Raw genomic sequence first — 24,541 nt, forward strand, 5'->3', positions numbered from 1 at the left:
TGCACATTTTTGAGGAGAGAGATGAATGTCAGAAAACGATAAAAAACAATGATAAATCCAGCATTCGAGTTTAAGAATTAGCAAGAGTTCGTCATTACAGTTCCAAATGTATCCGTTTTGCTTCAAAATACAGAACCTGAATAAACTTTTTCGTATCGATACGAGTAGGTAATGTTTGCTCATTATTCAACTCTGTCATCTTTCTCCTTACAGTTGTAAAATCAAAAAACCTAGAAGCGTAATTTTCGAACTTCGGGTTTAAAAAATCAGCAAGTCCAAGGGATGCTAAGTGGTTTAGTGATTGGTAAATTGCCCTCCGGATCCGTTGTTTGGAGGCTTCAATCGACCTTTTTAATTCGGCCTCTTCAGCTAATTCTCCAAGTCTTTTTTGAGCTAAATTCAAAAAAACCTCTTTTAGAGAGGGAAACCCTTGTTCCAACGTTTTATCTTGTTCATATTTATATAAATAATCCAGTATATCCATTAAATCTTTACTTCCGCTTTCACTAGCTATCCCTAATTCGGATAGAAGAAAATGTATGGAGTTTCGAAAATGATTTGAAGTACTTATATGCTTTTCATTACGGTATTTTTCCTGTGTACTTTGATCACTATCCAATTTAAGTACCATATTGAGCGATTCTTGAATATTTTTTATCGATTTTTCCAATCGGATTCGTTCAATGACTTTCTGAACGACTGTTAATACTTCAATCCGGTTAATCGGTTTAATAATATAGTACTCAACACCAAGCGAATATGCTTCAGCAATCAATTCTTTTGACTCTACTTGAGAAACCATGATAATTTTCCCTTTAAACAACGGTTTTATTTGACGAATTGTTTTTATTCCATCTTGAATCGGCATTAACAAATCGATAAATAAAATGTCTATATTTTTCAAGATTAGCGTTTGTTGATCTAACAATGAGCCATCCTCAGCTTCTCCTACAACCTCCCCAAGATCCGCATCCTCGATAATTTGAGCCAACATTGAGCGAACCGCTTTCTCATCATCTACTATATAAAAATACATAGAATCACCCTTTCGCAACTATATGATCAATCCCTAATCTAATTTTAAAAATCGATCCTTTTTCTTCGGTTCTGTCCTCAAATGTAACAACACCTTCAAGTTGTTCGACCATTTCTTTGACATACGATAATCCAATACCTGTTGATGGGTTACCTGCATCATCATATTTAGAAGTAAACCCAGGTTCAAAAATTGAATCTTTATACTTTGAAGAAATACCGGGACCATTATCCCCTATTCGAAATTCAACGAAATGGTGGTCTTTATTAATGTCAATTGTGATGGTTCCCATATCTTGAATAGCTTCTACAGCGTTTGCAACGACATTGTTTATAATTGATAAAATTACGTAAACATGATAGTGAGGATGCACACCGTCAATCTTATACACAAATCGGATGTCTTTCTTTAGTAACCGGGCGTATTTCTCGTTTGCTCGTACAATGATGTTTACCAGTTCATATACGGACATATAATCTGTAAAACTTTCATCAGAAATCAGCTTTGAAAGTCCTGCAAAAATGCGTTGGTTATCCTTTTTAACGTCATGGACTTCACCAGCAATTTTCAATGCCTGCTGCCGTAAATCCTCAATCTGAAAGCCTACTCTCTCGTTATCTAAAGAATCTAAATTTTTGTACAAATCATAGGATTTCTTCGTTATATTTTCAGCATCTTGCAACGTTTTTTTTAAATGAACAGCATCTTCATATAAATTGGAGATTAGCATAAGCATGTGTTCATTTTGTTTTTTTATGTGTCTCTCCCTTGACTGCGCTTCATACAGTTTCATCATATTGAAAAAGCTTAAAACTATAAAACTGTGGGAAAATGCGATAACGATTATCTCATTTATTGCCTCTGGCGTGATAGTTGTTTTTAATACGAAATATTGAATCATTAATTCCACACAGTCTGATAATATTTCAATAATGCAGCCAATAAATCCAATCATCAATGGTTGATGATGAAAGCGTTCTACTTTCGCTAAGTAAAAGAGACAAGAATAAATAAAGTAAAAGAAAAAACTAGGATACTGGATATGAAAAGAATCTATCCACTCCATATTCCCCTTTGTGATGACGTCCATCAAGATCCGAAATGCTACAACCACTATTGCTGTTAAAAAACCCGGAAAAAATGCTGGCATTCGCCGAAATAATAACAAAAAAAAGAAAAATGTTGGTGCACCAAAGCTCATTCGAAATGTCTCATTTAGGGGAAAAGACTTTATTTCACCTACTAAGGGTACTGTAAATACCATCAAAACCAGAATATAGATGTCTTTTTTTACTAAATTACTAAGATTCAAAATAATCACTTCTCACTTTCGCCTAACAGTCAGTATACAAATCTATTACCATTAATACAACACTTACTCTATTTTTCAAAAAAAACTATTAATAAGATATAAACGAAAGTATTGCACATTGCGAGTGCTCTTGATATTCTTCTACTTTAAAACAGGAAGATGCTATGTAACACAAAAATGTTCAGACACATTATACGGTCTGAACATTTTTGTATTCGCTCTGACATCAAAACATCCATGATACTTTTTAGAATATACCTAAATCCCATTCTTGTGCAATATGTTCCAATAACATAACCCCTGGTAAACTATTCCCATAGTCATCAATAGCTGGTCCATAAATACCAATGCCACATCCATCTTGAAACGGTAGTTCCCTCCTGGCCCTTGAGGGGACGAGTGCCATAATCCCTCCGGACACCCCACTTTTAGCTGGTAGCCCGATGAAAGCAGCAAATTTGCCAGAAGCATTGTACATTCCACAAGTAAGCATTAAAGCTTTTGTTAATCTAGCAACCTCTTTAGGGATGACTTGTTCTTTACGTATAGGATGATATCCATCATGTGCAAGTATAAGCCCTATTAAAGCAATATCCTCTGTATTTATTTCTATCGAACATTGTTTCAAGTAAACCTCTAGTGCCTCCTCCACATCTGATTCTAAAAAACCATTCTCCTTTAAATAGTATGCTAAAGCTCTATTTCGATGGGCTGTTTGCCATTCTGATTGAAACACTTTTTCATTAATGGCGGGACGCTTCCCTATCATTTTTTCGATTAATGCGTATAGAGATTCTAATTTTTCTTGCGCAGATGTTCCTGACAGAAGCGAGGCTACCGTAATCGCTCCAGCATTAATCATAGGATTAAAAGGCTTTCCTGGTTTATGCATTTCTAAACGAATAATCGAATTGAAGGCATCTCCAGTTGGCTCTACATCAACCCGCTCTAATACATAAGAAATACCGCGACTTAAACAAGCAGCTATAAAGGCGATTACTTTTGATATACTTTGCAGGGTGAAAGGTACCTCCCAATCCCCTGACTTTATCATTGTTCCATCTGGCTCTACTATACAAATACCTAATTGCGATAAATTTACCTTTCCCAAAGCTGGAATATAACTGGCGCTTTGTCCTTTAGTAGCATAGGATCGATAATGAGTTACCCATTGATCTAAGTAAGCTTTTTCTTGACTCTCAACCTGAACGCTATACTCCTTTATCATTTAACCATATTCCTCCGTCTCATTAACTTTATATAGAATAATTTTTTCCTTATTATAATCAATACTATTTGCATAAGAACCAAGAAAGATATTCAGACATATTACAGTCCGAATATCTTTTTTGTTACATACTTTTCTTTTTTGAAGTTGAAGTGTCCTGATAATGCTCCCAACATTCAATGTTTTCAAGCCCTTTAATGCTATCTTTATAAAAAATAGGATCATTACCAGCTTTTTTCTGTTTCATGTAATCCTGTAACGCAGCAAAGGCCACTTTTGAAAGTAAAATAATAGCAATTAAATTTATAATAACCATAAAGCCCATAAATAAATCCGCTAAATCCCATACAAGTTGGATCTTTGCAACAGAACCGAATACAATCATCGCTAACACGCCGATTCGGTATACCATCAACCATACTTTACTATTTTTTAAGAATCGAATATTTGTTTCTCCGTAATAATAGTTACCAATTAACGCACCGAATCCAAATAGGAAAATAAAGATAGCAAGACACCCTGATGCCCAAGAGCCGACATGTTCACTTAATGCTGCTTGTGTAAGTGCAATACCATTTAACTCTGGTTGTTTGTATGCATCAGAAAGTAAAATAATAAATGCTGTGCTTGTACAAACAATCAGTGTATCCGTTAATACGCCAAGTGCTTGAATAAGTCCTTGTTTCACCGGATGACTTGTTGTTGCAGTTGCGGCAACGTTTGGCGCACTTCCCATACCAGCTTCATTCGAGAATAAACCACGTTTAACCCCATGCATGAGCGCTGCTCCGATTGAACCGCCTGCTATTTGTTTAAAGCCAAATGCGTTTTGAACAATAAGAGAAAGAACTTCCGGCATTTTTGTGATATTTGTAATGATAACAAATAATGCAATACCAATGTATAACACTGCTAGAAACATTACTTTGTATTCAGCCATTTTTGCAATACGCTGCACACCGCCAAAGATAATCCCAGCGAAAGCAATTGCCATAATAATTCCTAAAGTTAAACGATCTGTACCAAATGCGTTCTCAAAAGCAATTGTAACAGTATTTGATTGGACAGAATTAAATACAAAACCGAAAGTAATCGTAATTAAAATAGAGAATATTATTCCCATCCAACGTTTGTTTAATCCTTTTTCCATATAATAAGATGGACCGCCGCGGAAACCGGCTTTATCTTTTACTTTATATATTTGTGCTAATGTACTTTCAACAAAGCTAGATGCTGAGCTAATAATAGAAATAACCCACATCCAAAATACCGCTCCAGGACCGCCTAGTGCAATCGCAATCGCAATTCCTGTGATATTTCCTGTTCCAACGCGAGCAGCCATACCAATACAGAACGCCTGAAACGGTGAAATTTGGTCTTTAGAACCATTCTTCCCTTCCATTAACACACGGATCATTTCCTTTAGCATCCGAAACTGTACAAATTTCGATTTAAATGTGAAATAAATTCCACAAACAACAAGCATAATAATTAACAATTTAGACCATAAAAAATCATTCGTTGATCCGACTAAATCCACCAACAATTGTTCCATATCATCACCTCATATCAAAATTCCATATCCCCTAATCTATGTAAAATCACCTTTATTTTCTGACATCAATAACCTCGTTTCATATTCACATGCAGCAAAGACAAAAGTTTTCTATAAAAATGGTATTTCCTCGTTTATACGAATATTCATAATATATAACTGCATAGCTGACATCTTGAAAGACCTAATGCTTTTACATGTGGATGCTCTAGCTCCTCCCGCAAAAAATAGTTTTTATCCAGAAATGTGGCTGCACCATCATGCTTGTTTCATATGCCAGGTTTTTAAATTGGATTTATATAGATCCTTTTTGTCTCTTTTTATTATTTGCACAGAAATATAAACAAAATTATCAGAAAACTAAAACGATTATAAACACTTTCGTATTTGTTCCAGTATATAGTCTTTAATTTATAATTAACGCTTCTTTGAAAAGCACTCGACTGCCCTGGTATTCCCCTCTAAATCAGCGCATGATATCAGTAGATCTACTGCCCTTCACTTGTCTTCAAATGTTTGCTACAGAACCTTCATTTAAATACTTTGTTTACATAAAAAATATATTGCCAATTTTACAGTATCTCAGGAATCTTCATTTCTATTTTCCTCTATGGATAAAGAAAATCATTAATAGATTTCCTTAATATCATATAAACATATAGAGAAGACCTTTTGCTGTTCATTTATTAAAATAAGTGTTTGTTGGTGCAAATCAAGGTTACAAACTTGTCCCTTACATGTTTGTAAAAATCCACTCTGATAGTAATCGATAGTGATTAAGTGATTTTTTGCTAATTTTCTTAATAACATGGATTTACCCCCTTTTCCACTAATAGTCTATATAAATGGCCTGTAAGTAAAAGAATCTAGGCTAAGTAAAAATTTCAAAAACCACCATTTGAAGCGCTTTCAAATCTAAACTAACAGAAACGTATCTTTAATTTATAATCAAAAGTACAGAAACTCACTAAAAAGTACAGTTTCTTATAAAATAATTTTTTAAATATTTAAAAATTCATACAGACGCAAAAACTTTAAGATAGTTACATGTAATTTCTAAATCTTGGACATACTGATACTATGACTCTAAAAAAGGAGTGTGATCAAAATAGAAAAACAAAAAGAACTCGTAGGAATCTACAAGTTCTTTTTGAGATAATTTTAATATGGCTACAGCAAACTATCTTAACAGACATAGCAGGAAAACTATTGAGATAATGGTTTGACAAGTTCATTATATAACAAATATTAACATTCTAAGATTACATTTTTGGAAATTATGTTAATTAAGAAATTAGGATAATTTATTGTGTTATTATCCCTTGGAAAATCCACTTAAATCAATATATACATAATAAAGCATTACAAAAAATGTAAATATAAATAAATAGAGAAGACTATTATTTTTATTAAATGATTAGCCTAGAATACTACTTACTTTACTCTGCATCTACGGAGCTTAGTATAACCTTTCCATCTTCTACTTCAACGCACTTAATTTTTCAATTGCCTGTTGCTCGGTTGGTAAGAAAAAGAAATCGTTTCCCTTGTTACATTCATAGATGAAATACTTCTTACCTCCGAATCTGTCCATTCCCACGAATCACATATTTTGTGGAAGTCAATGCAGACAGACCCATCGGTCCCCTAACATGCAGCTTTTGCGTGCTGATGCCGATTTCCGCGCCGAAGCCAAATTCAAAGCCGTCAGTAAAGCGGGTCGAGGCATTATGATAGAGCGCCGCGGCATCGACGGACGTGAAAAACTTGCTGACGTTTTCCTCGTTCTCTGTAATGATCGCTTCGGAATGCATGGATCCATAAGTATTGATATGGGTAATCGCTTCTTCAACAGAGGAAACCATTTTGACTGCCAGCGTGAGAGACAAAAATTCTGTTTCCCAGTCTTCTTCTGAAGCGGGTACAAGAGAAGAATCAATTTCTAACACTTTCTTATCCCCACGTAGCTCCACTCCTCTTTCCTTCAAGAAAGCAAACAGCTCGGTACCAAATCGCTGCGCCCAATTCTCATGAAGTATAATTGTTTCAATAGCATTGCATACAGACGGACGCTGTGTTTTGGCGTTTACGATAATATCGAATGCCATCTGTTTATTCGCTGTTTCATCAATGAAAATGTGACAATTTCCCGCACCTGTTTCCAATACAGGAACAGATGCTTCTCTCACTACAGTATCTATCAACTGCTTGCCACCTCTTGGAATAAGAACATCCAAGTACTCGTTCAATGTAAATAACTGTTTTGCGCTATCTCGTGACGTGTCTTCAATGAGCTGTACACTCTCTGGAGGCAAGCTCGTTTGTTTGAGCGCCCGGTGAATGACAGCAACGATGGCTTTATTGGAATAAGTGGCGGAAGAACTACCTCTCAAGATCACTGCGTTGCCTGTTTTCAAGCAAATTGTAGCCGCATCCACCGTCACGTTCGGCCGCGCCTCGTAAATCATCCCCACAACACCGAGTGGCACGCGCATCTCCCGAATAGACAATCCATTCGGCCGTTCCCATGTAGCTACACATTCTCCGACAGGATCGCGCAAATCAATCAGCTGTCTGATTCCCGCTGTCATATCAATGATGCGCTGTTCGTTCAGCATAAGACGATCGAGGAGAGAGGCAGACATTCCTTTCGCTTTGCCTTGTTCGATATCTCGTTTGTTCTCCTCCAAAATGTAGGATGTCTCTTCTATCAATTGCTCAGCGATAGCCGCCAGTGCTTTATTTTTTTGATCAGTCGATTTGGTCACAAGCTCTCCAGCAATCTCTTTTGCTTTTTGTCCCTTTGTCAACACTTCATTCATTTTCGTTTCCTCCTTTTTAAAATTAAAAAGTATAAAATTTGAGGCGTGTTTAACTACTCCAACTTGTCACTACCATCCAAGACTCTTCTGCATAGATATTAGTTGAATCAATCGGAAGTTTAGAGCGAGTAAAGACAAACAACGCCTTTTAAGACGGAGAACCTTGTGTTCTTCACTTTAAGATCCCTCTCGGGATCTTAAAGTGAAACCCAATTATCTCTATGAATAACTTCATAGCTATGCCTTTCGCCTCGCGCTTGAATGTCATGGCTCTGCATACCTTTTAGATCCCGCAATTCCTCTGAACTATATCTACACTGTCCTTTTCCTATCACGCGTCCCTGCTCTGTGATGACCTCCACGACCTCGCCTGCTTGAAAGAACCCTGACACACTGGTAACACCGGCAGGAAGAAGACTTTTTCCATGCTGAATGATGGCAGCGGCTGCTCCGGCATCCACTTCGATTTGTCCGCTGACAAGCGAATGTAATGCGATCCATTGCTTGTTCACCTTGATTACTTTTGGAGTAGCGTTACCGATATACGTTCCATCTCCTTTCCCCTTCAAAACATCTAAAAACTTCTCCCGTCCACGTCCTGTTCCGATGAATACACTCGCTCCGAGAGATAGTGCCGTCTTTGCTGCATCGATTTTCGATTTCATGCCGCCCGTTCCAAGTTTTGAGCCAGCATCTCCAGCAAGAGTGGCGATTTCTTCCGTAACTTCAGGGAGAAAGTAATATTTTTTTGCGTCCGGATGTTTCTGGGGGTTCTGGTCATACAAACCGTTCACATCCGTAAAAATCATGAGCATATCCGCCGAAACCAGTCCACTTACTAAAGCTGACAACATGTCATTATCACCAAACGTTAGCTCCTCCAAAGAAATAGAATCGTTTTCATTGATTATAGGAAGAGCGGAGCGATTTAGTAACTCCACTAAAGTGGCGTAGGCATTGCTGTATTGTTCTTTTCTGGAAAAATCGCTTCTCGTCAGCAAAAGTTGCGAGGTAACGATCCCATATTTGCAGAATTCCTCCGTATACGCCTGCATTAACAGACTTTGCCCTACAGCCGCGGCAGCCTGTTTCCCTTTAATTGTCACAGGTCGGCCGGGATACCCGAGAGCGGAAAAACCTGCAGCGACGGCACCAGATGTAACCAGCAAGATTTCATGTCCTTCCTGCTTCAGTCGCGCCAAGGCAGCAACGTGATCTGAAAGCTGTTCTTTAGAGATACCTCCATGATTAGCTGCCAAGGAACTGCTTCCGATTTTTACGACAATTCGTTGTTTTTTCACTTTTGTACCCCCTAGTCTAAAATCAAAGTTTTTTTGTAAATTGCGTCTCTTTTTTTCAAATGAAAACAAAATATGCTTCTATAACATGCAATTTTCAGCAAAGAATCCTTCACCAATGATGCCTATCTAGCAATAAAGAGCAAAATAAAAATGACCGTTCCGCCCTTAAAAAAAGGACGAAACGGTCATTGTTCCGCGGTACCACCTTCATTGATATAAAATATATATCCGCTTGGCGCCTGTAACGCAGGCGTACGCCTAAACTTTCGTTTAAGACTCAGGGATAGGTTCGATACTTTCTATACGAGGAATCTTTCAGCCAGTGAATTCCACTCTCTTGCGTAAGAAGACATATGTACTAGTTCCCTTCAACGATTTTCAATTTAATTTTTTATACATTATGCGATATAATGTATTTTTGTGTCAAGAGATATTTTAGAAAATTAAGAAGGCAACAAGTTTTAAGCATTGAATTATGTACATACTGTATTAACATCACAATATCTAGAAAATGTTGATATAACTATACTTTATCTCTTGTTCATAAACATAAAGTTTTCTAAACATACATCTCTTAGCGTACACCAAAAGGAGTAATTCGTGTCTAAACATATAGATAGCGATACGTCCCTATTCTCCAAAATGATTTAAAATGTTTTGGAGTAGTTTATAACAAAAAATTTAAGTTATAGAAAATGTACTTGTTTAGTGCAGAATAAGAGTGATTTCTATATATTTTTGTATTGCAAAAAATAGTGTACTCTCTTAAAATGTGTTTTTATACTAATCTCGATATAGTTTATACGGTTTATTTCTTCTACACAGAATATCATTATTTTTTCGGAATAATATTTTTAAACCAATAAAATTTATAATAAAAGGAGCAAGAGCGAGTTATTATGAACAAACAAATAGGATTCATCGGATGCGGAAACATGGGTATCGCTATGATAGGTGGCATGATTAACAAAAATATAGTTTCTTCAGATAAAATAATTTGTTCAGATTTAAATGTCATTAATTTAAAAAATACTAGTGATAAATATGGCATAACTACAACTACTGACAACAATGAAGTAGCTAACAATGCTGATATTTTAATTTTATCAATCAAACCAGACCTATACTCATCAGTAATTAACCAAATAAAAGAGCAGATAAAAAACGATGTAATAATCGTAACTATTGCTGCAGGAAAAAGTATTAAGAGTACTGAGGATGCTTTCGGCAGAAAGTTAAAGGTTGTTAGAGTAATGCCTAATACACCAGCCCTTGTTGGAGAAGGCATGTCTGCGTTATGTTCTAATGAAATGGTTACAGAAAAAGATTTAGAAGATATACTAGATATATTTAATAGTTTTGGTCAAACAGAGATAGTAAATGAAAAATTAATGGATGTTGTAACATCTGTAAGTGGCTCTTCTCCAGCATATGTGTATATGTTTATAGAAGCCATGGCGGATGCTGCTGTACTAGATGGTATGCCAAGAGCTCAAGCATATAAATTTGCAGCACAAGCTGTATTAGGTTCTGCAAAAATGGTACTGGAGACAGGAATACATCCAGGCACATTGAAAGATATGGTTTGTTCTCCAGGTGGAACGACAATAGAAGCTGTAGCAACATTAGAGGAAAAAGGCTTAAGAACGGCCATCATCTCAGCTATGAAACGTTGCACTCAAAAATCTGTTGAATTATCCAGTCCAACCAAAGAGTAAAAACTAAGTTTAAAGGAAACCGATTAAGATATAGTTAGCCAAGTACACATATCTATAAATAGTTGTAAACCATATTTACATTTGGTTTACATAATGTCTCATTATCAATAGCGATTAAAATGGACAAATTCATACCTACTTGAGTTTGTCCATTTTGCCCTTTAATTATTTCAAGATAATTTTATGTACTCCTATTTTTACGTCCTGTTTGGTGCCTCTAGTCTTACAAAAACCCCCTTATTTTCCGCATAAGATCCCTCATAATTACCTTCATAAAAAAATGAGTTACTATATGTAGCATGTAAGGCGATTATCTCATGGGTATTTACAAATAGATAAGAACACTTGGCACCTACTTATAAACGATATTAAAAAAAAACGACACTAAATCTCTTAGTATCGTTTTTATTTTTAAATTAATCCTCGATATATTGATCAGCCATAACTTTCGAATATATATTTCGGATACATACAATAAAAGTAACTACATTCCAAAACGACCTACCTTCCCTTATTAATAAAACCCACCATTCGAATGAATTACTTGTCCTGTCACCCATTTTGCTTCTTCACTTACTAAAAATGCTATTAAACGTGCTACATCTACTGGCTCCCCTATTCTACCTGCCGGAAATTTGTTTACTAAATATGCTTGCACTTCTTCAGTCATCCACCCTGTATTGGTCGGTCCTGGATCAACAGCATTCACAGTAATCCCCTTTTTCATCGCAACTGGTGCTACTGAGGTAGTAAAAGCTTCAATCGCTCCTTTCGTTGCTATATAAGCAAGCTCATTCGGCATGGGCCCTAGCGATTGTCCAGATGTAAGATTGACAATATTTCCACTCGTTTCAAGCGTATAATTTTTAATAAATAATGAACTTAATAGCATCGTAGCGCGTACATTTACTGTATAATGTCTATCTAATTGTTCTACATCTAACTCTTCAACATTTGTATCCGTAGAATATGCAGCATTGTTAATCAAAATAGACGGCTCTCCTGATCGTTCTGACACCATATATAATAAACGGTTAGGGGCATAAGACTGCGCTAAGTTCACCTCAGCCATTTCACATCGAACGCCATAATTTTCAACTTCTCTTTTCAATAAAAATGGTTCTTCATCATTCATGCTCCATGGCATTGCCTTATCATACCTAGGCCAGTACGTGAAAAATATATCGATACCTTTTTGCGCAAGTGCTGTGCAAATCGCTGCTCCAATTCCATTTAAACGTGTCGCTCCTGTAACAATTGCTATTTTCGTCACTTGTTTCTCCCCCTATTTTGCCTTCTCATAATTTCAAAACATAAATAGCATTTCTGACAAATAAATCCCCTGTATGAATACAGAGGATTTATCATTTTTTTATTTAATATTTGCTAGAATACGTTCTGCTCTTAACTGTAAACTACGTGTTACTATTACATTTATAATAATAAACGCAATCAATAGAATACTAAACATGCCCCATATACCGATTCCAAAGAAGTAGTATAATCCAACAACTCCACCTACGATTACTAGATCCATCGCGATATTTGCAAGGAAATTCCATAGAGTTGTATACCTGCTTTTAAATAACTTCTGCTCTGAATCCCAATGTATATCCGCCGTTTGAGCGTCCCAACGTGTACCGATTAAATTCGTTAACCAAAGACCATTTGCACTTAGTAAAAACCATAACAACATAAAGAGTGGTGAAACACCGGCAACAATTGTCATGATAAGACCAAACACAGCTAAAATTATTACATTTATAAGCCATGCTGTAAAAACTTTTGCAAAAAATATATCTGATGCCTTTACTGGTAAATAACGATTGACAAACCACGAACTCCCATCCCTAGAAAAAGATGTTGTTGCAATAACATTACTTCCCATTAAGAATAAACCTGCACAGAAACCTATGCCAAGAGCTAGCCCAGACCATGTTGGTTCTTCTATAAACTTAGTTAACCATTTTAAGCTCCCCTCCTGTACGAAAATTATAAAGAATAGCATAATTGGCATAACAAAAGTTTGCACAATACAATTTATAAAAAATTGTGGTGTACGGAATAAAATTTTAAACTCTTTTTTAACATAAGCTTTTATGTGTGAGCTTTGTACAGTTGATTTTTTTAAGTTTTCTGCCGAGATGGCCTCTTTTTTTGCGGTACTGGTCGAAAGTCCGATAACTCCTTTTAAATACGTACGCTGTGCAACATAGAAAAACAATCCGAAAAATGCTAAAGAAATCGCTGCAAAAATCACAACGTATATAATCCCTTTCCAAGAAGCATTCTCTATTAACCCCATTGCACCAAAGTATGTAGTTGGAAAATAATTTGTCATCTGAACCAGTAAGGAAGATTGATGATCAGCAAAGTAATTTGCAAGTGCATCTCCTGATACTGCACTTCTGTTTCTCCATTGCATAAACACGTTAATGCCTACAATAAATAATAGAGTTAACAGCCCAATGAACATATTGCTACGATCTTTATTCTTAGCTATATTTGTATAACGCATAATAACCGTCATTAAGAGTGATGCGAGTACTAACGGAATAATAGGGAAAAATATGTAAATTAATAGTGCATATAAGTAATATGTAATAAGCGCACTACTTTGCAAACCATATACAATAAAGATTGGAAATAAAATGAAAGATCCCATTATATATTGTGTAATTAATACAGTAATAAATTTAGCCGTAATGATTTGTGATGGTTGTAGTGGTAAAGGTAGTAAAGTTTCAACATCATTATTATAATAAAATACCGTTAAAATGTTCGTAATACTAATTACAAATACCCATATGCTCGCAACAGCTAATCCCATTCCAATTATCGATGTTTCTTGTCCGATTGATTTCATTCCTACATACATCCCATATGTAAGTGGGCCGATAAATATAAAGCCAGCGAATAATAATGCTAAAAATGAAAATGCATACGCCAACCGTTTCTTTTTATCCGTTATGACATCTGCATAATTTAATTTCAATAATACTTTTGTTAATGTCCAAATTTTATTCATTTCCAGTCATCTCCAAGAACATTTTCTCAAGTGATTCATTGGATTTAAAATGATCTCTCATTTCATTTAAATTACCTTGGAACTGCAAATTCCCCTTATTAATAATCGCTACTCGATCACATAATTTCTCGGCTACTTCTAGCACGTGTGTTGAGAAAAACACTGTTTTCCCTTTATCTGCATGCTCCCTCATCATCTGTTTTAAAATAAACGCTGATTTTGGATCAAGCCCTGTCATTGGCTCATCTAAAATCCATACATCCGGATCATGCAGAAGTACACCAATAATAATAATCTTCTGTCTCATTCCGTGTGAATAACTTTGAATTTGATCTGACAAAGCATTATAAAGATCGAATCTCTCTGCTAAAAATTGTATTTTTTCCTGCCTAATTGCATTTGGCACCTCATACATATCAGCCATAAAGTTTAAATATTCTATCCCTTTTAATCGCAGAAACATATCTGGACTATCCGGAACATAGCCAAATGTTCGCTTTGCCTCCATAGGCTCTTTTGTCACATCTTTTCCGTTGACCAAAATTGTTCCTTTATCTATTGCATGAATACCTGTTACCATCTTAATTGTTGTTGATTTTCCAGCACCATTCGGCCCTAAAAATCCAAAAATTTCTCCACTCGGTACTGTTAAACTTAAATCTTTCACAGCATAGGAAGAACCATTGTAACTTTTTGATACATTTACAATTTCAATCATTTTATCCAACCCTTTCCTCATTTACCAATAAACTATATCTCTATTATAGCATACTTACATTTTAAGATTTTGTATTTTTCAGAATCACATAAACCTCCATGAAATACCTTTATAATTTATCGGTGTATTCAGAAAAAACAGTTCACTATTATTTCTATAGTAAATATACATATTCACTTTGATTTTTCAATATGTAAACTACGGCTATGAAAATAAAAAAAGAATCCCCACTCGTTTCTTCCATTTGGGCGCACATAGCATAAGGGGATAAGAGTATAAGAAACACTGACCACAGATGTTCTCTCCACCTAAAAGGAAAGTTTTATATCAGTGTTTCATATTCTTTATCCATTAAAATATATATATAAACCTAGACCAACAATTAAAACAACTGCTAACAAAAGGTAAATCATTGTAAGTCTCGTAATATTTCCTTTCGTTGATTTACCATAATTTTCATCCCCATTTTTTCCAACCACTATCGTTCCAACAACTATTACTGCAACTATCATTAACATAATTAGCATCCACTTAATCATACGTTTCTCCCTCCCTTCCTCTTGCAACCATTTTACGATATTTTTACTGTCTATAACTTGTAAATATTATCATTTTTCTGAACTTTAATATATTTCTCACTCTTTTTTTACATTTACCTACTTGTTCTTACGTTAGATTCTTTATTTGTACAATACACTCATGAATACAATGGAAAATACACCATGGTATTCACAGCTAAAATAAAAGAATATCGTCCCCATTTACATATAACTCAAGAGAATTTAGCAAAACTTGTTGGTGTTCGTTGTAAACCATTATTTTACAGAGAAAAACAAAAGTCATGTACATAACAATAAGTCGTTATGTACATGACTTTTTATCTGACTATGAGACGATTTCTTCAGTAATTCGATATTAGCTACTTATTTTACTTTCATCTTTGCTTCTTTATAAAATGCAACTTTTTCCTCATTATATTTTTTTGTATAACGATTAAACACTTCTTTTTGTTTTTGTATTTCTTCATTTAGCTTGTTTACTGTTTTAACTTTTTCACCAATTTCTTTTAACTTCGTTTCTTTTACTTTTAACCTTTCATAAAGCTCTTTTTCAATCGTTAATAATTCCACATATTTCTCATTCATGTTCTGAAAAGTTTCGTAACGATTTTTATATGCTTCTTCTACTTCTTCCACTTTTTTTTGTAATTTCTTATCTTCAATTTTATCTACATAACTTGGAACAGACTTCATTTCTTTAGAGGCTTTTGCAAGCACCTCTTGTTCATTCTTCAGCACTTTTTCACGCTCATCCACATTTGCAACAGCCTGATCTATTTTTTTTGCCGCTACTTTGTCATGCTCTTTTCCTTCTCTTATAATCTGAGCATACAACTCTTCCTCTTCTATTTCCAAACCCTCTAATTTTTTCGCATCATCAAATAATGATTTTTCTTGTTTTGCTGCGTTTTCAAATGCAGTATATACATTTTCTTCTGGCTTTTCACCAAAATCACCATATAATACACATGCTGATAGTCCTCCTGATAGTACTGCAACTACTACTATTTTTTTATAGATCACCGTTAATACCTCCATTACAGACGGTTATCATGCCAGAAATTCAATGGGAAGTGATTTTCTTCACGATAGGCTTCAAGTTCATAGCCTTTTTCTCTTAGTCCTTTTATAATAGCTGGCACAGCAGCAACAGATTGTGGATGAATATCATGCATTAAAATCACTTCTTGTGGCTCCGTTGCACCCGCAAGTACATTTTGAACAATCTTTTCTGCAGCAGCATCAACTGGCATTTTATTATATCTCCAGTCTAAAGAGTCAATTGTCCAATCCCATACTTTAAGATTTGCTTCTACTGCTTTATTCCGAAGTGATTCATTTAATCCTGGCATTGAACCATAGGGCGGACGTGTTAATTTTGGTGATTCTCCAAGAATATTTGCTATTAATCTTTGATCCTCTTTCATTTCATTTACATACTGGCCACCTGTATATAACTTTTTAAAGTTATGTGTCAAGCTATGCATTCCTACATAATGACCTTCTTCTTTTTCTCTTTTCACTAAATCTGGAAACTGTTGTACATTCGCACCAATTAAGAAAAATGTTGCTTTCGCATCATATTGCTTCAATATATTTAACAGCTCAGCCGTGTATTTCCCTGGCCCATCATCAAACGTTAAATAAGCAACTTTTCTCTCCTTACCATCAAAACGACTTGGTGCTACTTTCTTCATTTCAACTTTTGGTTGTTCACTTGCTAACTGAATTGTGTTTTCTTGCTTCGCTACTGTTTTTGCAGGTGAAGTCATGGATTGAAACATAAAATATCCTGCTGCAATGACGACAATCGCTAACATTACAATTACAATACGCTTTATCTTAATGACATTTCTCATTCTATTAAACCCCCTCGTTATTTAAAATCTTTATATATAAAAATTAAAATTTATTATTGATATAGTTGCTTTTATAATGTAACTATCAAAAACAACTATTGTACAAATTATAATGGCAGTTTTATCGAAACAATTGTACCTTTCTCTACTTTACTAACAATATGCATTGTACCACTGTGAAGCTCAACGATTTTCTTCACAATTGCCAATCCAATTCCCGCACCTGATGAGTAACTATTTATTTGGTAAAAAGACTGATTTACAAATGGTAAATGTTCTTCTGCAATTCCGATTCCGTGATCCGTTACACTAATCACTACTTGTTTTTCCTCTTGTGTTAAAGCAATAGTAACTTTTCCTTCTTCATTCGAATACTTAATCGCGTTATCAATGATATTTAAAAAGATTTGTTTTAATCTAGCCTTATCACCAAGTATTTCTACTTCAATTAAATTAGCAACTATCTCAATCTTTTTTTCCTCCGCCTTTGGCGTTAACTGCCAAATTGCCTCATTGAGTATAGGTTGTAAATGAACCTTTTCTTTATACAAATGAAGATGATTTGATTCTAATCTTGAAAAATCTAATAGCTCTTCTACAAGATCAACGAGACGATCTGTTTCACTTGAAATGATACCCATTCCTAGCTTTATCTCTTCTTCCGTTAAGGAATCTACAGACTTAAGTGTCTCGCCCCAACCTTTAATCCCTGTTAATGGTGTACGCAGCTCATGTGAGATCGATGCAATAAATTCATTTTTCGTTTGTTCTGCCTTCTCAATTTTACCTAACATGTGATTTAAGCTACGAGCTAAGTCACCTAATTCATAAGGATAGTCTTCTTTAATTGTGTAGTTTACTGTCCCTTCCGCAATTTGCGAAGAGGTATTGATAATGGATTCAATTGGTTTTACAAAAAGATTCGCTAATCGCCGACTTATTAGTAGAACGATTCCCGAAATAATGATTCCAACAAAAATTGTAAATGCAATAATTTCAATAATCTTGTCGTTCACCTTAGTTAGAACAGTTGTATATTTCAAAATACCAATCGTTTGTCCTTGATGAACAAATGGACTCAATACTTCCAACTGTTTTTGGTTATCTTTTGTAGTAATGACCTGATGATACGTCTCTCCTTCCAGTAACGACGAAGGGATATTAATTTTCCCATCTACTTTTTGGCCGCTTGAAGACTGTATGATTATCCCATTGCGATCAATTAACTGTAATTCTGTCCCTTCCAATTGAAAAGACTTTATAATCTCGTCACTATATTCTCGTAATCGAATAAAGTAGACTGAGTTGTAATCAGAAAAAAAGCGTGCACTCGTTTTCGCATGGGACTCTATATGATAGAGGATTCCATTATAGTAATAACGATAAATTGAGATTGAGAAGACTACCTCAAACAATACAAGCATGAGAATAATAACAGTCATAAAATACAAGCTAATTTTCCGTCTCATCTTACGCTATCCTTCCACATATATCCCCTTCCCCATACCGTTAAGAGATACTCAGGTTCAGAAGGATTTAACTCTATCTTTTGACGTAGACGCCTCATATTTACATCTACTACTTTCATTTCACCTACATAATTTTCGCCCCATATTTGATTTAAAATCTCATCACGTGAAACAGGTTTTGTAGCATTGTTCATTACATACTGTAAAATGATATACTCTGTTGGCGTTAAATCAATTACTTGTCCTTCTCGATATAACTTTTCTTGTAGAAGATTCAATACAAATGGACCTGAATGAATCGATTCCATATTTTCTTCATTGACTTTCAATCTTCTTAGTAACGATTGCACACGTGCAACTAATTCACTTGGGCTAAACGGTTTTGCTATGTAATCATCCGCTCCAATCGTCAGTCCTTGTATCTTATCCGTATCTTGAACACGTGCTGTTAACATGATAATCCCAATTTTTTTATTGATTTCTCGAACTCTCTTACATACTTCAAAACCATCTATTCCAGGTAACATAACATCTAATACTGCAATATCAACAGTATGTTTACCTAAAAGTTCTAGTGCTTCTTCTCCAGTACCGGCCTCCAATACATTGAAACCGGCGCGTTTCATATTTAGCACAATAAAACTACGAATCGGTATTTCATCTTCCAATACTAAAATTGTCGACACTCTTCTCTTCCCTCCTTTATTCCTGCTGATACTCGGCTAATGGTTTAATATACGATTTTAGCTTTTTGTACTTTGATTCATTTGGAACTGCATATATCCGTGAACTTGTTTTAACCGCAACTTCATAATTTTTTATATTTGGCCATTCTTTACGTTTAAAAGTATGTACCTCAAGCCACGTTTCACCTGTATCAGCCCAAAGGAAGCGCTGAATATTCTTTGAACTTGTTTTCGTTGCAAGTGTAATCTTTCCTACTAACTCTTTTGGAATTTCAATGATATATCCTTGTTCTATATTTATATACACTTCTTCTACTGGTTTAAATTCATTTTCCCCATCCCATTGTACGTAACGTTCAAACATTGGACTTTCAGCATATGAACTCTCTTCCCATCCTTTTGGCACAATTGTATTACCGAGCTCAATAATTCCATCACCATTTATATCTTTACTTTCTACTACATATGCACTCATTGGCATATTTTCTTCATCTTGAAACAGTTTTTCAAAATGATTATCTTCAAATTTAGCTACATAAGTAAGTCCTGAATGAGCACCAAGTCCTGCATCAATAAAGATTGCTTTCATTTGTTTAGAGATACGCCCAATCTGTACTTTTTGTATGTTATTTACAGATGGATCAAATGAAACTTCAGATAATGTCTTGAATTTCTCCATAAACTCAACTTTTAATTGTTGATCTTGTTCATAAGTGACAAAGCTTAAATCATCAATACCATTCTCATTCAAATCATCTACAAATAGTTTCGTGTAATTTCGATTATAAATTTCTGTCATACTGTTATTTTCTATTGAAAGAGCATGCATGTCATTAACAGATGCTTCACGCCCTTGAGAAATTCCAATTAGAATTTCTTTTTTATGATTCCCTGTAAAGTCTCCTATTTTAACAATGTCAACTCCTTCTCCGGTAAAAGTATGTGTTAACTGCGATTGCCATCCCTCACTGGTTTGTTTGTAGATGGATAAATATACTTGGTAGTCGTCATGAGGTTGCTTATATAGAAAAACAGCTTCCTTCTTTCCATCTTGATCCATATCCAATGTCCAAATCATTTGTTTATCTTTGTTAGATATTGGTGTAAGTAATCTGTAATTTATAGGAAGATCCTTATTCATTTGGACTTTTAATTCTTTCAACCAGCTTTCATTTGTAGGAACCTCCATTAACTTTGTCGGTATTTCATCTACCGTACAACCGGTCAATATAAAAATGATACTTATAATGCTTAATACTTTCCGCATATACTCTCTATCCTTAGCATAAATTTTCTGGCTTTGCATTTATATTTCGCTTCTCTTAAATTTTCACACATGAAAAGTATAATTTTTATGCCTAAAAAAATCGTTACAGAAAAGTTACAAATCAAATATATTTAATTTATTCCCGAAAAAATACTGCAAAATTTTTTATCCACAACGCTCATCAAATCATCTTGTAATTTATCGATCTTTATATAAAATTACCACTGACAATACATACAATAACTAGAAAGCTGAGGGGCTACTACCAACAATTAAATAGTGGGATCGAGACCTATCGCCATTAAGTTAAAATTTTATAATGCCCAAAAACAAAAATTTTGTATCTCTTTAGTCAATTAAATCCTAGTGATTTAGATATTCCGTACGGTTATTTATCATTTTGATTTTTAAATTCGGCATCAAAAATCAAAATGAATATACTCGTATAATTTTAACGGTAAAATGTTCTGTAACACAAGGGAGGGGCATCTGAATATCGAATTTTACAGTTAGGATTCGATATAAGGGGGAAATACATTTTTGGCGTATTTAGTTATCATATTTTTAGTAGTTATAACATTGCTAATTCTTCTCCTTGTCCTGTTTAAAACAGGGAGAACTATCGTAGGTTAAAAAGGGAATCCATTCTCCTGGATTCCCTTTATGATTTCTTCTTTACTATCAACAGTAATGTTTAACGGAGCGTATTACTTAAAAATCTTTCGCAAAATTTCAATTTTGTTCCTATAGGGTGGAAATACCAATCCTAACTCTACCCTTGAACTTTTCTTTAAAATGCTTTTATGATGAGTAAAAGCATCAAAACTATGTTTCCCATGATAGGCACCGAACCCTGCATTTCCTACTCCACCAAAAGGTAAGTGGAGATTGGCCATATGTGACATTGTATCGTTGACGCACCCTCCTCCAAAAGAGATTCGCCCTAATACCTGTTTTTCAACATTTTTATTTTCAGTAAACACATACAAAGCTAACGGTTTTGGTTGGTTGTTAACCATATGAATGACTTCATCTAAATCATTGTAATCCATAATTGGTAAAATCGGTCCGAAAATTTCTTCTTTCATAGCTGCAGTATCCCATGAATTCACTTCAAGAATTGTTGGTTCAATATATAAATGACTTCTAGATGAATTTCCACCAAATACTATATAATTTCGGTCTTGTTCTAATATAGAAATAAGTCTATCGAATTGTCTCTCATTAATAATTCGACCGTAATCATTGCTTTTTAATACATCTGATCCATAAAAGCTTGTGATGATTTCTTTCATTTTCGAAATCAGTTTTCCCTTGACAGATTTGTGTACAATAACATAATCAGGTGCAATACAAGATTGCCCAGCATTTATGAATTTCCCCCAGATAATACGTTTGGCTGCTATATCCAGGTTAGCTGTTTCATCGACAATAGCTGGTGCTTTTCCACCAAGTTCTAATGTTACTGGTACAAGATTTTTCGCCGCAGCTTCCATAACAATTTTTCCGACTTGAACGCTACCAGTAAAAAAAATATAGTCAAATGGTGCATGAATTAATAAAGAAGTTGTTTCTCTATCTCCTTCAATTACACGAATATATCGCTTATCAAACGTTTCACCCATTATTTTGTTAATTACAGCTGCAACGTTTGGAGCATTTTCTGAAGGTTTGAGAACTACACAATTCCCTCCCGCAATTGCCCCGATAAGAGGTTCAATTAATGATTGAAATGGATAATTAAAAGGTCCAATAATTAGCACTGTACCATATGGCTCTTTTATTATGTAGCTTTTGGAAGGTAAAAAATGCATAGGTGTTTTTACTTTTTGAGGCTTCATCCACCGTTTTAGATATTTCATTATAAAATTGATACTGTTATAGGCGAAACCAATTTCTGCAGCATACGCTTCAAATTCGCTTTTGTGTAAATCTTGATATAATGCACTCAGCACTTCATTTTCATATTTTTGAATAGATTTTTTTAATTTTTCTAATTGTTCAAGACGAAATTGAAGACTTCTTGTATAATCATTATGAAAAAATTGTTTATGCTCTTGAATTAGTTGTGGAATATTATCAACCATTAGGAAATCCCTCCAATAGCAAGAAATTATTTGATTTCACTGAATTTCAAGCTACATATTTTAGAATAAAGTTTGATTACAAATGTTTTATAAACCTTGATTCTAAATAAGGTACTTTAGCAATAACTATTCGTACAGTTTACAACATCATTAACATACTCTTATACATTTCCTTGTAGGCTATATTTATATTAATATCATCCTATATCTCTTTTTGCTTCTCAAAATGAGCCATACCAAAATTTTCATTAAATCTCTTACACCATATAGAAACTAAACCATATGCATCGATATCTAAACCTTCAGGAATTTCATAGTTTTGAGATCCTTTATTACCCTTTAAATTACCTAATTCAATATACTGATAGTTTTTAACATCTTCATTATTCTTTAAACTTTTCGTAGGAACCAATACCACTCGAACATCTGGACCATTAGAAGTTTCAAAATCAGTCAGTCTTAGAACACGCTTTCCATCTGGTAGTTGATAAATTGTTGCTACTCCATTCGTTTTATGAACACCATTCTGAAACTGCCCTTTTCTTATTACACGTTGTTGTTGATCTTCTTTTGATTTTATTTCTGCTTGTGGAAATACTTCGTTAATTTGCTTATCAATAAATAATTTTTCAGGACGGAATAAAAACCATAAAAATCCCCCAACTATTATTATTCCTCCAATAAACAATACATGTTTTGTTTTCATAAAATAAAAACCCTCCTGTAACATAGTACTTGTATGTATGTTAACAAGAAGGTCTATCATTTCTATAACATAACTATTACAAAAGTCTTTCAATCAACTCTTTTTTTCTGACATAACGGGAAGCGTAAACCGAAATTCACATCCGGAAGATCCCGAACACCAATTTCTCCCTTATGTATTTCAGTTAACGATTTTGCAATCACTATTTCGAGTCCAGACCCTTCTGATTGTGAACTTCTTGATGGATCCGTTCTGAAAAAACGTTCAAATATACGCATTTGATCATGTGAGCAATCCCTTGCCATTCATCATGGAAAGTGAATTGGCTTACTGTTTTTTTTTATTTTGGTCTGTGTAGAAGGCAGTTCTCTCTTCTCTAGTTTCATTCGAATCTTAAAAATAGTTATACAAAAAGAGAAACAACGACAGAGGTTAATAAGATGTCTGCCCCTCTATTTTTTCAATTTTAAGCAAATATTTTTTTGATAATACGTTATTAAAGCTTCTGTATGTTATTTTTACAATTTTTTAAGTTATCTAACAGACTAAAAGTAGATACCCTGTGACTAGGCCTGTTAAAATTTACTTAAACTATTCGTTTTAAGGAGGTTCGTATGAAAACAACGTTAGTAATTATTCGTGGAAACTCAGGTTCAGGAAAAAGCACAGTAGCCCGGCAACTACAATTACTCCTAGAAGGCACTTTATTAGTTCCACAAGATGTAGTTCGCAGAGATATGCTTCGTGTGAAAGATACTGTCGGGAACTTGTCTGTTGAACTCATCAAACAAACCGCACTGTACGGTATCGGTAAAGTGAACTATGTAATTGTAGAAGGTATTCTAAGCACTCATAAGTACAAAACTATGCTTACAGAACTAATTGATACATTTGAAGAAAGTTATATCTATTACTATGACATTTCTCTCAAAGAAACAATAACTCGGCATAAAACCAAACCCAACGCTGATGATTTTGGCGAAGCTGAACTAACAGCTTGGTACACTGATAAGGACTTTCTAGACTCACCAAACGAGAAAATCATTTCCGAAACCATGTCAGTAGAAGAAACCGTTAAAATGATCATCTCTGATATTCGGGTTGTTTCTAAAGCATCTGAAGGCATTTTCACTAATACACTGAAAAGGCGGTGACAAAAGTATGGTTGCTGGAATAATCCACTACTTTA

General features: G+C 34.6%; 21 protein-coding genes, 2 pseudogenes and 1 other annotated feature. Of the genes and pseudogenes, 2 read left to right on the top strand and 21 right to left on the bottom strand.

Annotation, left to right across the window (positions count from 1 at the left end; translation table 11 throughout):
- Positions 1-94 precede the first annotated feature (94 nt).
- The 9 genes and pseudogenes from BLV40_RS12665 to proB form a co-directional block, all read right to left on the bottom strand.
- Positions 95-1,036 carry a response regulator gene (locus BLV40_RS12665; RefSeq protein WP_090690554.1) on the bottom strand — a complete coding sequence of 314 codons (942 nt, stop codon included), beginning with the start codon at positions 1,034-1,036 and terminating at the stop codon, positions 95-97.
- 4 nt (positions 1,037-1,040) lie between these two features.
- A complete protein-coding gene (locus BLV40_RS12670) occupies positions 1,041-2,357 on the bottom strand; it encodes a sensor histidine kinase (protein ID WP_090690556.1) in 1,317 nt (438 codons plus the stop codon).
- Positions 2,358-2,595: 238 nt separating this feature from the next.
- A complete protein-coding gene (locus tag BLV40_RS12675; protein WP_090690558.1) occupies positions 2,596-3,576 on the bottom strand; it encodes a glutaminase in 981 nt (326 codons plus the stop codon).
- A complete protein-coding gene (locus BLV40_RS12680) occupies positions 3,577-3,801 on the bottom strand; it encodes a hypothetical protein (RefSeq protein WP_244525399.1) in 225 nt (74 codons plus the stop codon).
- Complete coding sequence (locus BLV40_RS12685; protein WP_090690563.1) at positions 3,701-5,131, bottom strand: alanine/glycine:cation symporter family protein; 1,431 nt, start codon at positions 5,129-5,131, stop codon at positions 3,701-3,703. Before BLV40_RS12685 ends, BLV40_RS12680 begins: the two co-directional genes overlap by 101 nt.
- Positions 5,132-5,758: 627 nt before the next feature.
- Positions 5,759-5,941, bottom strand: a complete 183-nt coding sequence (locus BLV40_RS12690; RefSeq protein ID WP_090690565.1) for a YolD-like family protein — start codon at positions 5,939-5,941, stop codon at positions 5,759-5,761.
- 670 nt (positions 5,942-6,611) lie between these two features.
- A pseudogene (locus BLV40_RS12695) lies at positions 6,612-6,704 on the bottom strand (DUF4180 domain-containing protein); the annotation flags it as partial.
- Between the two features lies 1 nt (position 6,705).
- Positions 6,706-7,953, bottom strand: coding sequence for a glutamate-5-semialdehyde dehydrogenase (locus tag BLV40_RS12700; protein WP_090690568.1), 1,248 nt, complete (start codon positions 7,951-7,953; stop codon positions 6,706-6,708).
- Positions 7,954-8,150: 197 nt separating this feature from the next.
- Positions 8,151-9,254 carry a glutamate 5-kinase gene (gene proB / locus BLV40_RS12705; RefSeq protein ID WP_026592316.1) on the bottom strand — a complete coding sequence of 368 codons (1,104 nt, stop codon included), beginning with the start codon at positions 9,252-9,254 and terminating at the stop codon, positions 8,151-8,153.
- A gap of 169 nt (positions 9,255-9,423) precedes the next feature.
- Positions 9,424-9,635, bottom strand: a binding site (T-box leader).
- Between the two features lie 518 nt (positions 9,636-10,153).
- Here proB and proC point away from each other — a divergent pair.
- On the top strand, positions 10,154-10,972 hold the full coding sequence (gene proC / locus BLV40_RS12710; RefSeq protein ID WP_026592315.1) for a pyrroline-5-carboxylate reductase: 819 nt from the start codon (positions 10,154-10,156) through the stop codon (positions 10,970-10,972).
- Between the two features lie 514 nt (positions 10,973-11,486).
- On the opposite strand, the gene BLV40_RS12715 is transcribed toward proC, so the two are convergent.
- From BLV40_RS12715 to BLV40_RS28905, 12 genes and pseudogenes are all read right to left on the bottom strand, one after another.
- Positions 11,487-12,245 carry an SDR family oxidoreductase gene (locus tag BLV40_RS12715; RefSeq protein ID WP_090690571.1) on the bottom strand — a complete coding sequence of 253 codons (759 nt, stop codon included), beginning with the start codon at positions 12,243-12,245 and terminating at the stop codon, positions 11,487-11,489.
- A 99-nt stretch (positions 12,246-12,344) separates the two neighbouring features.
- Complete coding sequence (locus BLV40_RS12720; RefSeq protein ID WP_090690574.1) at positions 12,345-14,000, bottom strand: putative ABC transporter permease subunit; 1,656 nt, start codon at positions 13,998-14,000, stop codon at positions 12,345-12,347.
- Complete coding sequence (locus tag BLV40_RS12725) at positions 13,993-14,718, bottom strand: ABC transporter ATP-binding protein (protein ID WP_090690577.1); 726 nt, start codon at positions 14,716-14,718, stop codon at positions 13,993-13,995. The genes BLV40_RS12720 and BLV40_RS12725 overlap by 8 nt, the downstream gene beginning before the upstream one ends.
- Before the next feature lie 344 nt (positions 14,719-15,062).
- Complete coding sequence (locus BLV40_RS12730) at positions 15,063-15,257, bottom strand: hypothetical protein (RefSeq protein ID WP_026592311.1); 195 nt, start codon at positions 15,255-15,257, stop codon at positions 15,063-15,065.
- 384 nt (positions 15,258-15,641) lie between these two features.
- On the bottom strand, positions 15,642-16,301 hold the full coding sequence (locus tag BLV40_RS12735; protein ID WP_090690579.1) for a YkyA family protein: 660 nt from the start codon (positions 16,299-16,301) through the stop codon (positions 15,642-15,644).
- A gap of 14 nt (positions 16,302-16,315) precedes the next feature.
- Positions 16,316-17,137, bottom strand: a complete 822-nt coding sequence (locus BLV40_RS12740) for a peptidoglycan-N-acetylglucosamine deacetylase (protein ID WP_090690581.1) — start codon at positions 17,135-17,137, stop codon at positions 16,316-16,318.
- A 107-nt stretch (positions 17,138-17,244) separates the two neighbouring features.
- Positions 17,245-18,606, bottom strand: a complete 1,362-nt coding sequence (locus tag BLV40_RS12745; RefSeq protein ID WP_090690583.1) for a sensor histidine kinase — start codon at positions 18,604-18,606, stop codon at positions 17,245-17,247.
- Positions 18,603-19,292 (bottom strand): response regulator transcription factor, encoded by a 690-nt coding sequence (locus tag BLV40_RS12750; protein WP_090690586.1) that lies wholly within the window; start codon positions 19,290-19,292, stop codon positions 18,603-18,605. Before BLV40_RS12750 ends, BLV40_RS12745 begins: the two co-directional genes overlap by 4 nt.
- A gap of 16 nt (positions 19,293-19,308) precedes the next feature.
- Positions 19,309-20,559, bottom strand: coding sequence for a lipoprotein (locus tag BLV40_RS12755; RefSeq protein ID WP_090690749.1), 1,251 nt, complete (start codon positions 20,557-20,559; stop codon positions 19,309-19,311).
- A gap of 707 nt (positions 20,560-21,266) precedes the next feature.
- Positions 21,267-22,646 (bottom strand): aldehyde dehydrogenase, encoded by a 1,380-nt coding sequence (locus tag BLV40_RS12760; protein ID WP_090690589.1) that lies wholly within the window; start codon positions 22,644-22,646, stop codon positions 21,267-21,269.
- A gap of 202 nt (positions 22,647-22,848) precedes the next feature.
- On the bottom strand, positions 22,849-23,352 hold the full coding sequence (locus tag BLV40_RS12765; RefSeq protein WP_090690592.1) for a DM13 domain-containing protein: 504 nt from the start codon (positions 23,350-23,352) through the stop codon (positions 22,849-22,851).
- 93 nt (positions 23,353-23,445) lie between these two features.
- Positions 23,446-23,698: pseudogene (locus BLV40_RS28905) on the bottom strand (ATP-binding protein); the annotation flags it as partial.
- A 268-nt stretch (positions 23,699-23,966) separates the two neighbouring features.
- On the opposite strand from BLV40_RS28905, the gene BLV40_RS12775 reads away from it, so the two are divergent.
- A complete protein-coding gene (locus BLV40_RS12775) occupies positions 23,967-24,506 on the top strand; it encodes a P-loop NTPase family protein (protein ID WP_090690595.1) in 540 nt (179 codons plus the stop codon).
- The last annotated feature ends 35 nt before the right edge of the window (positions 24,507-24,541 follow it).

The sequence above is a fragment of the Bacillus sp. 166amftsu genome, assembly GCF_900107445.1.
Lineage (GTDB): Bacteria > Bacillota > Bacilli > Bacillales > Bacillaceae_G > Bacillus_A > Bacillus_A arachidis.

Excerpts from the sequence above, each read along its gene's own strand:
- BLV40_RS12755 (WP_090690749.1), bottom strand. The coding sequence starts at position 20,559 with ATGCGGAAAGTATTAAGCATTATAAGTATCATTTTTATATTGACCGGT.
- BLV40_RS12680 (WP_244525399.1), bottom strand. The coding sequence starts at position 3,801 with ATGATCCTATTTTTTATAAAGATAGCATTAAAGGGCTTGAAAACATTG.
- BLV40_RS12720 (WP_090690574.1), bottom strand. The coding sequence starts at position 14,000 with ATGAATAAAATTTGGACATTAACAAAAGTATTATTGAAATTAAATTAT.
- BLV40_RS12775 (WP_090690595.1), top strand. The coding sequence starts at position 23,967 with ATGAAAACAACGTTAGTAATTATTCGTGGAAACTCAGGTTCAGGAAAA.
- BLV40_RS12665 (WP_090690554.1), bottom strand. The coding sequence starts at position 1,036 with ATGTATTTTTATATAGTAGATGATGAGAAAGCGGTTCGCTCAATGTTG.
- BLV40_RS12745 (WP_090690583.1), bottom strand. The coding sequence starts at position 18,606 with ATGAGACGGAAAATTAGCTTGTATTTTATGACTGTTATTATTCTCATG.
- BLV40_RS12675 (WP_090690558.1), bottom strand. The coding sequence starts at position 3,576 with ATGATAAAGGAGTATAGCGTTCAGGTTGAGAGTCAAGAAAAAGCTTAC.
- BLV40_RS12685 (WP_090690563.1), bottom strand. The coding sequence starts at position 5,131 with ATGGAACAATTGTTGGTGGATTTAGTCGGATCAACGAATGATTTTTTA.
- BLV40_RS12760 (WP_090690589.1), bottom strand. The coding sequence starts at position 22,646 with ATGGTTGATAATATTCCACAACTAATTCAAGAGCATAAACAATTTTTT.
- BLV40_RS12725 (WP_090690577.1), bottom strand. The coding sequence starts at position 14,718 with ATGATTGAAATTGTAAATGTATCAAAAAGTTACAATGGTTCTTCCTAT.
- BLV40_RS12740 (WP_090690581.1), bottom strand. The coding sequence starts at position 17,137 with ATGAGAAATGTCATTAAGATAAAGCGTATTGTAATTGTAATGTTAGCG.
- proC (WP_026592315.1), top strand. The coding sequence starts at position 10,154 with ATGAACAAACAAATAGGATTCATCGGATGCGGAAACATGGGTATCGCT.
- BLV40_RS12690 (WP_090690565.1), bottom strand. The coding sequence starts at position 5,941 with ATGTTATTAAGAAAATTAGCAAAAAATCACTTAATCACTATCGATTAC.
- BLV40_RS12700 (WP_090690568.1), bottom strand. The coding sequence starts at position 7,953 with ATGAATGAAGTGTTGACAAAGGGACAAAAAGCAAAAGAGATTGCTGGA.
- BLV40_RS12730 (WP_026592311.1), bottom strand. The coding sequence starts at position 15,257 with ATGATTAAGTGGATGCTAATTATGTTAATGATAGTTGCAGTAATAGTT.
- BLV40_RS12765 (WP_090690592.1), bottom strand. The coding sequence starts at position 23,352 with ATGAAAACAAAACATGTATTGTTTATTGGAGGAATAATAATAGTTGGG.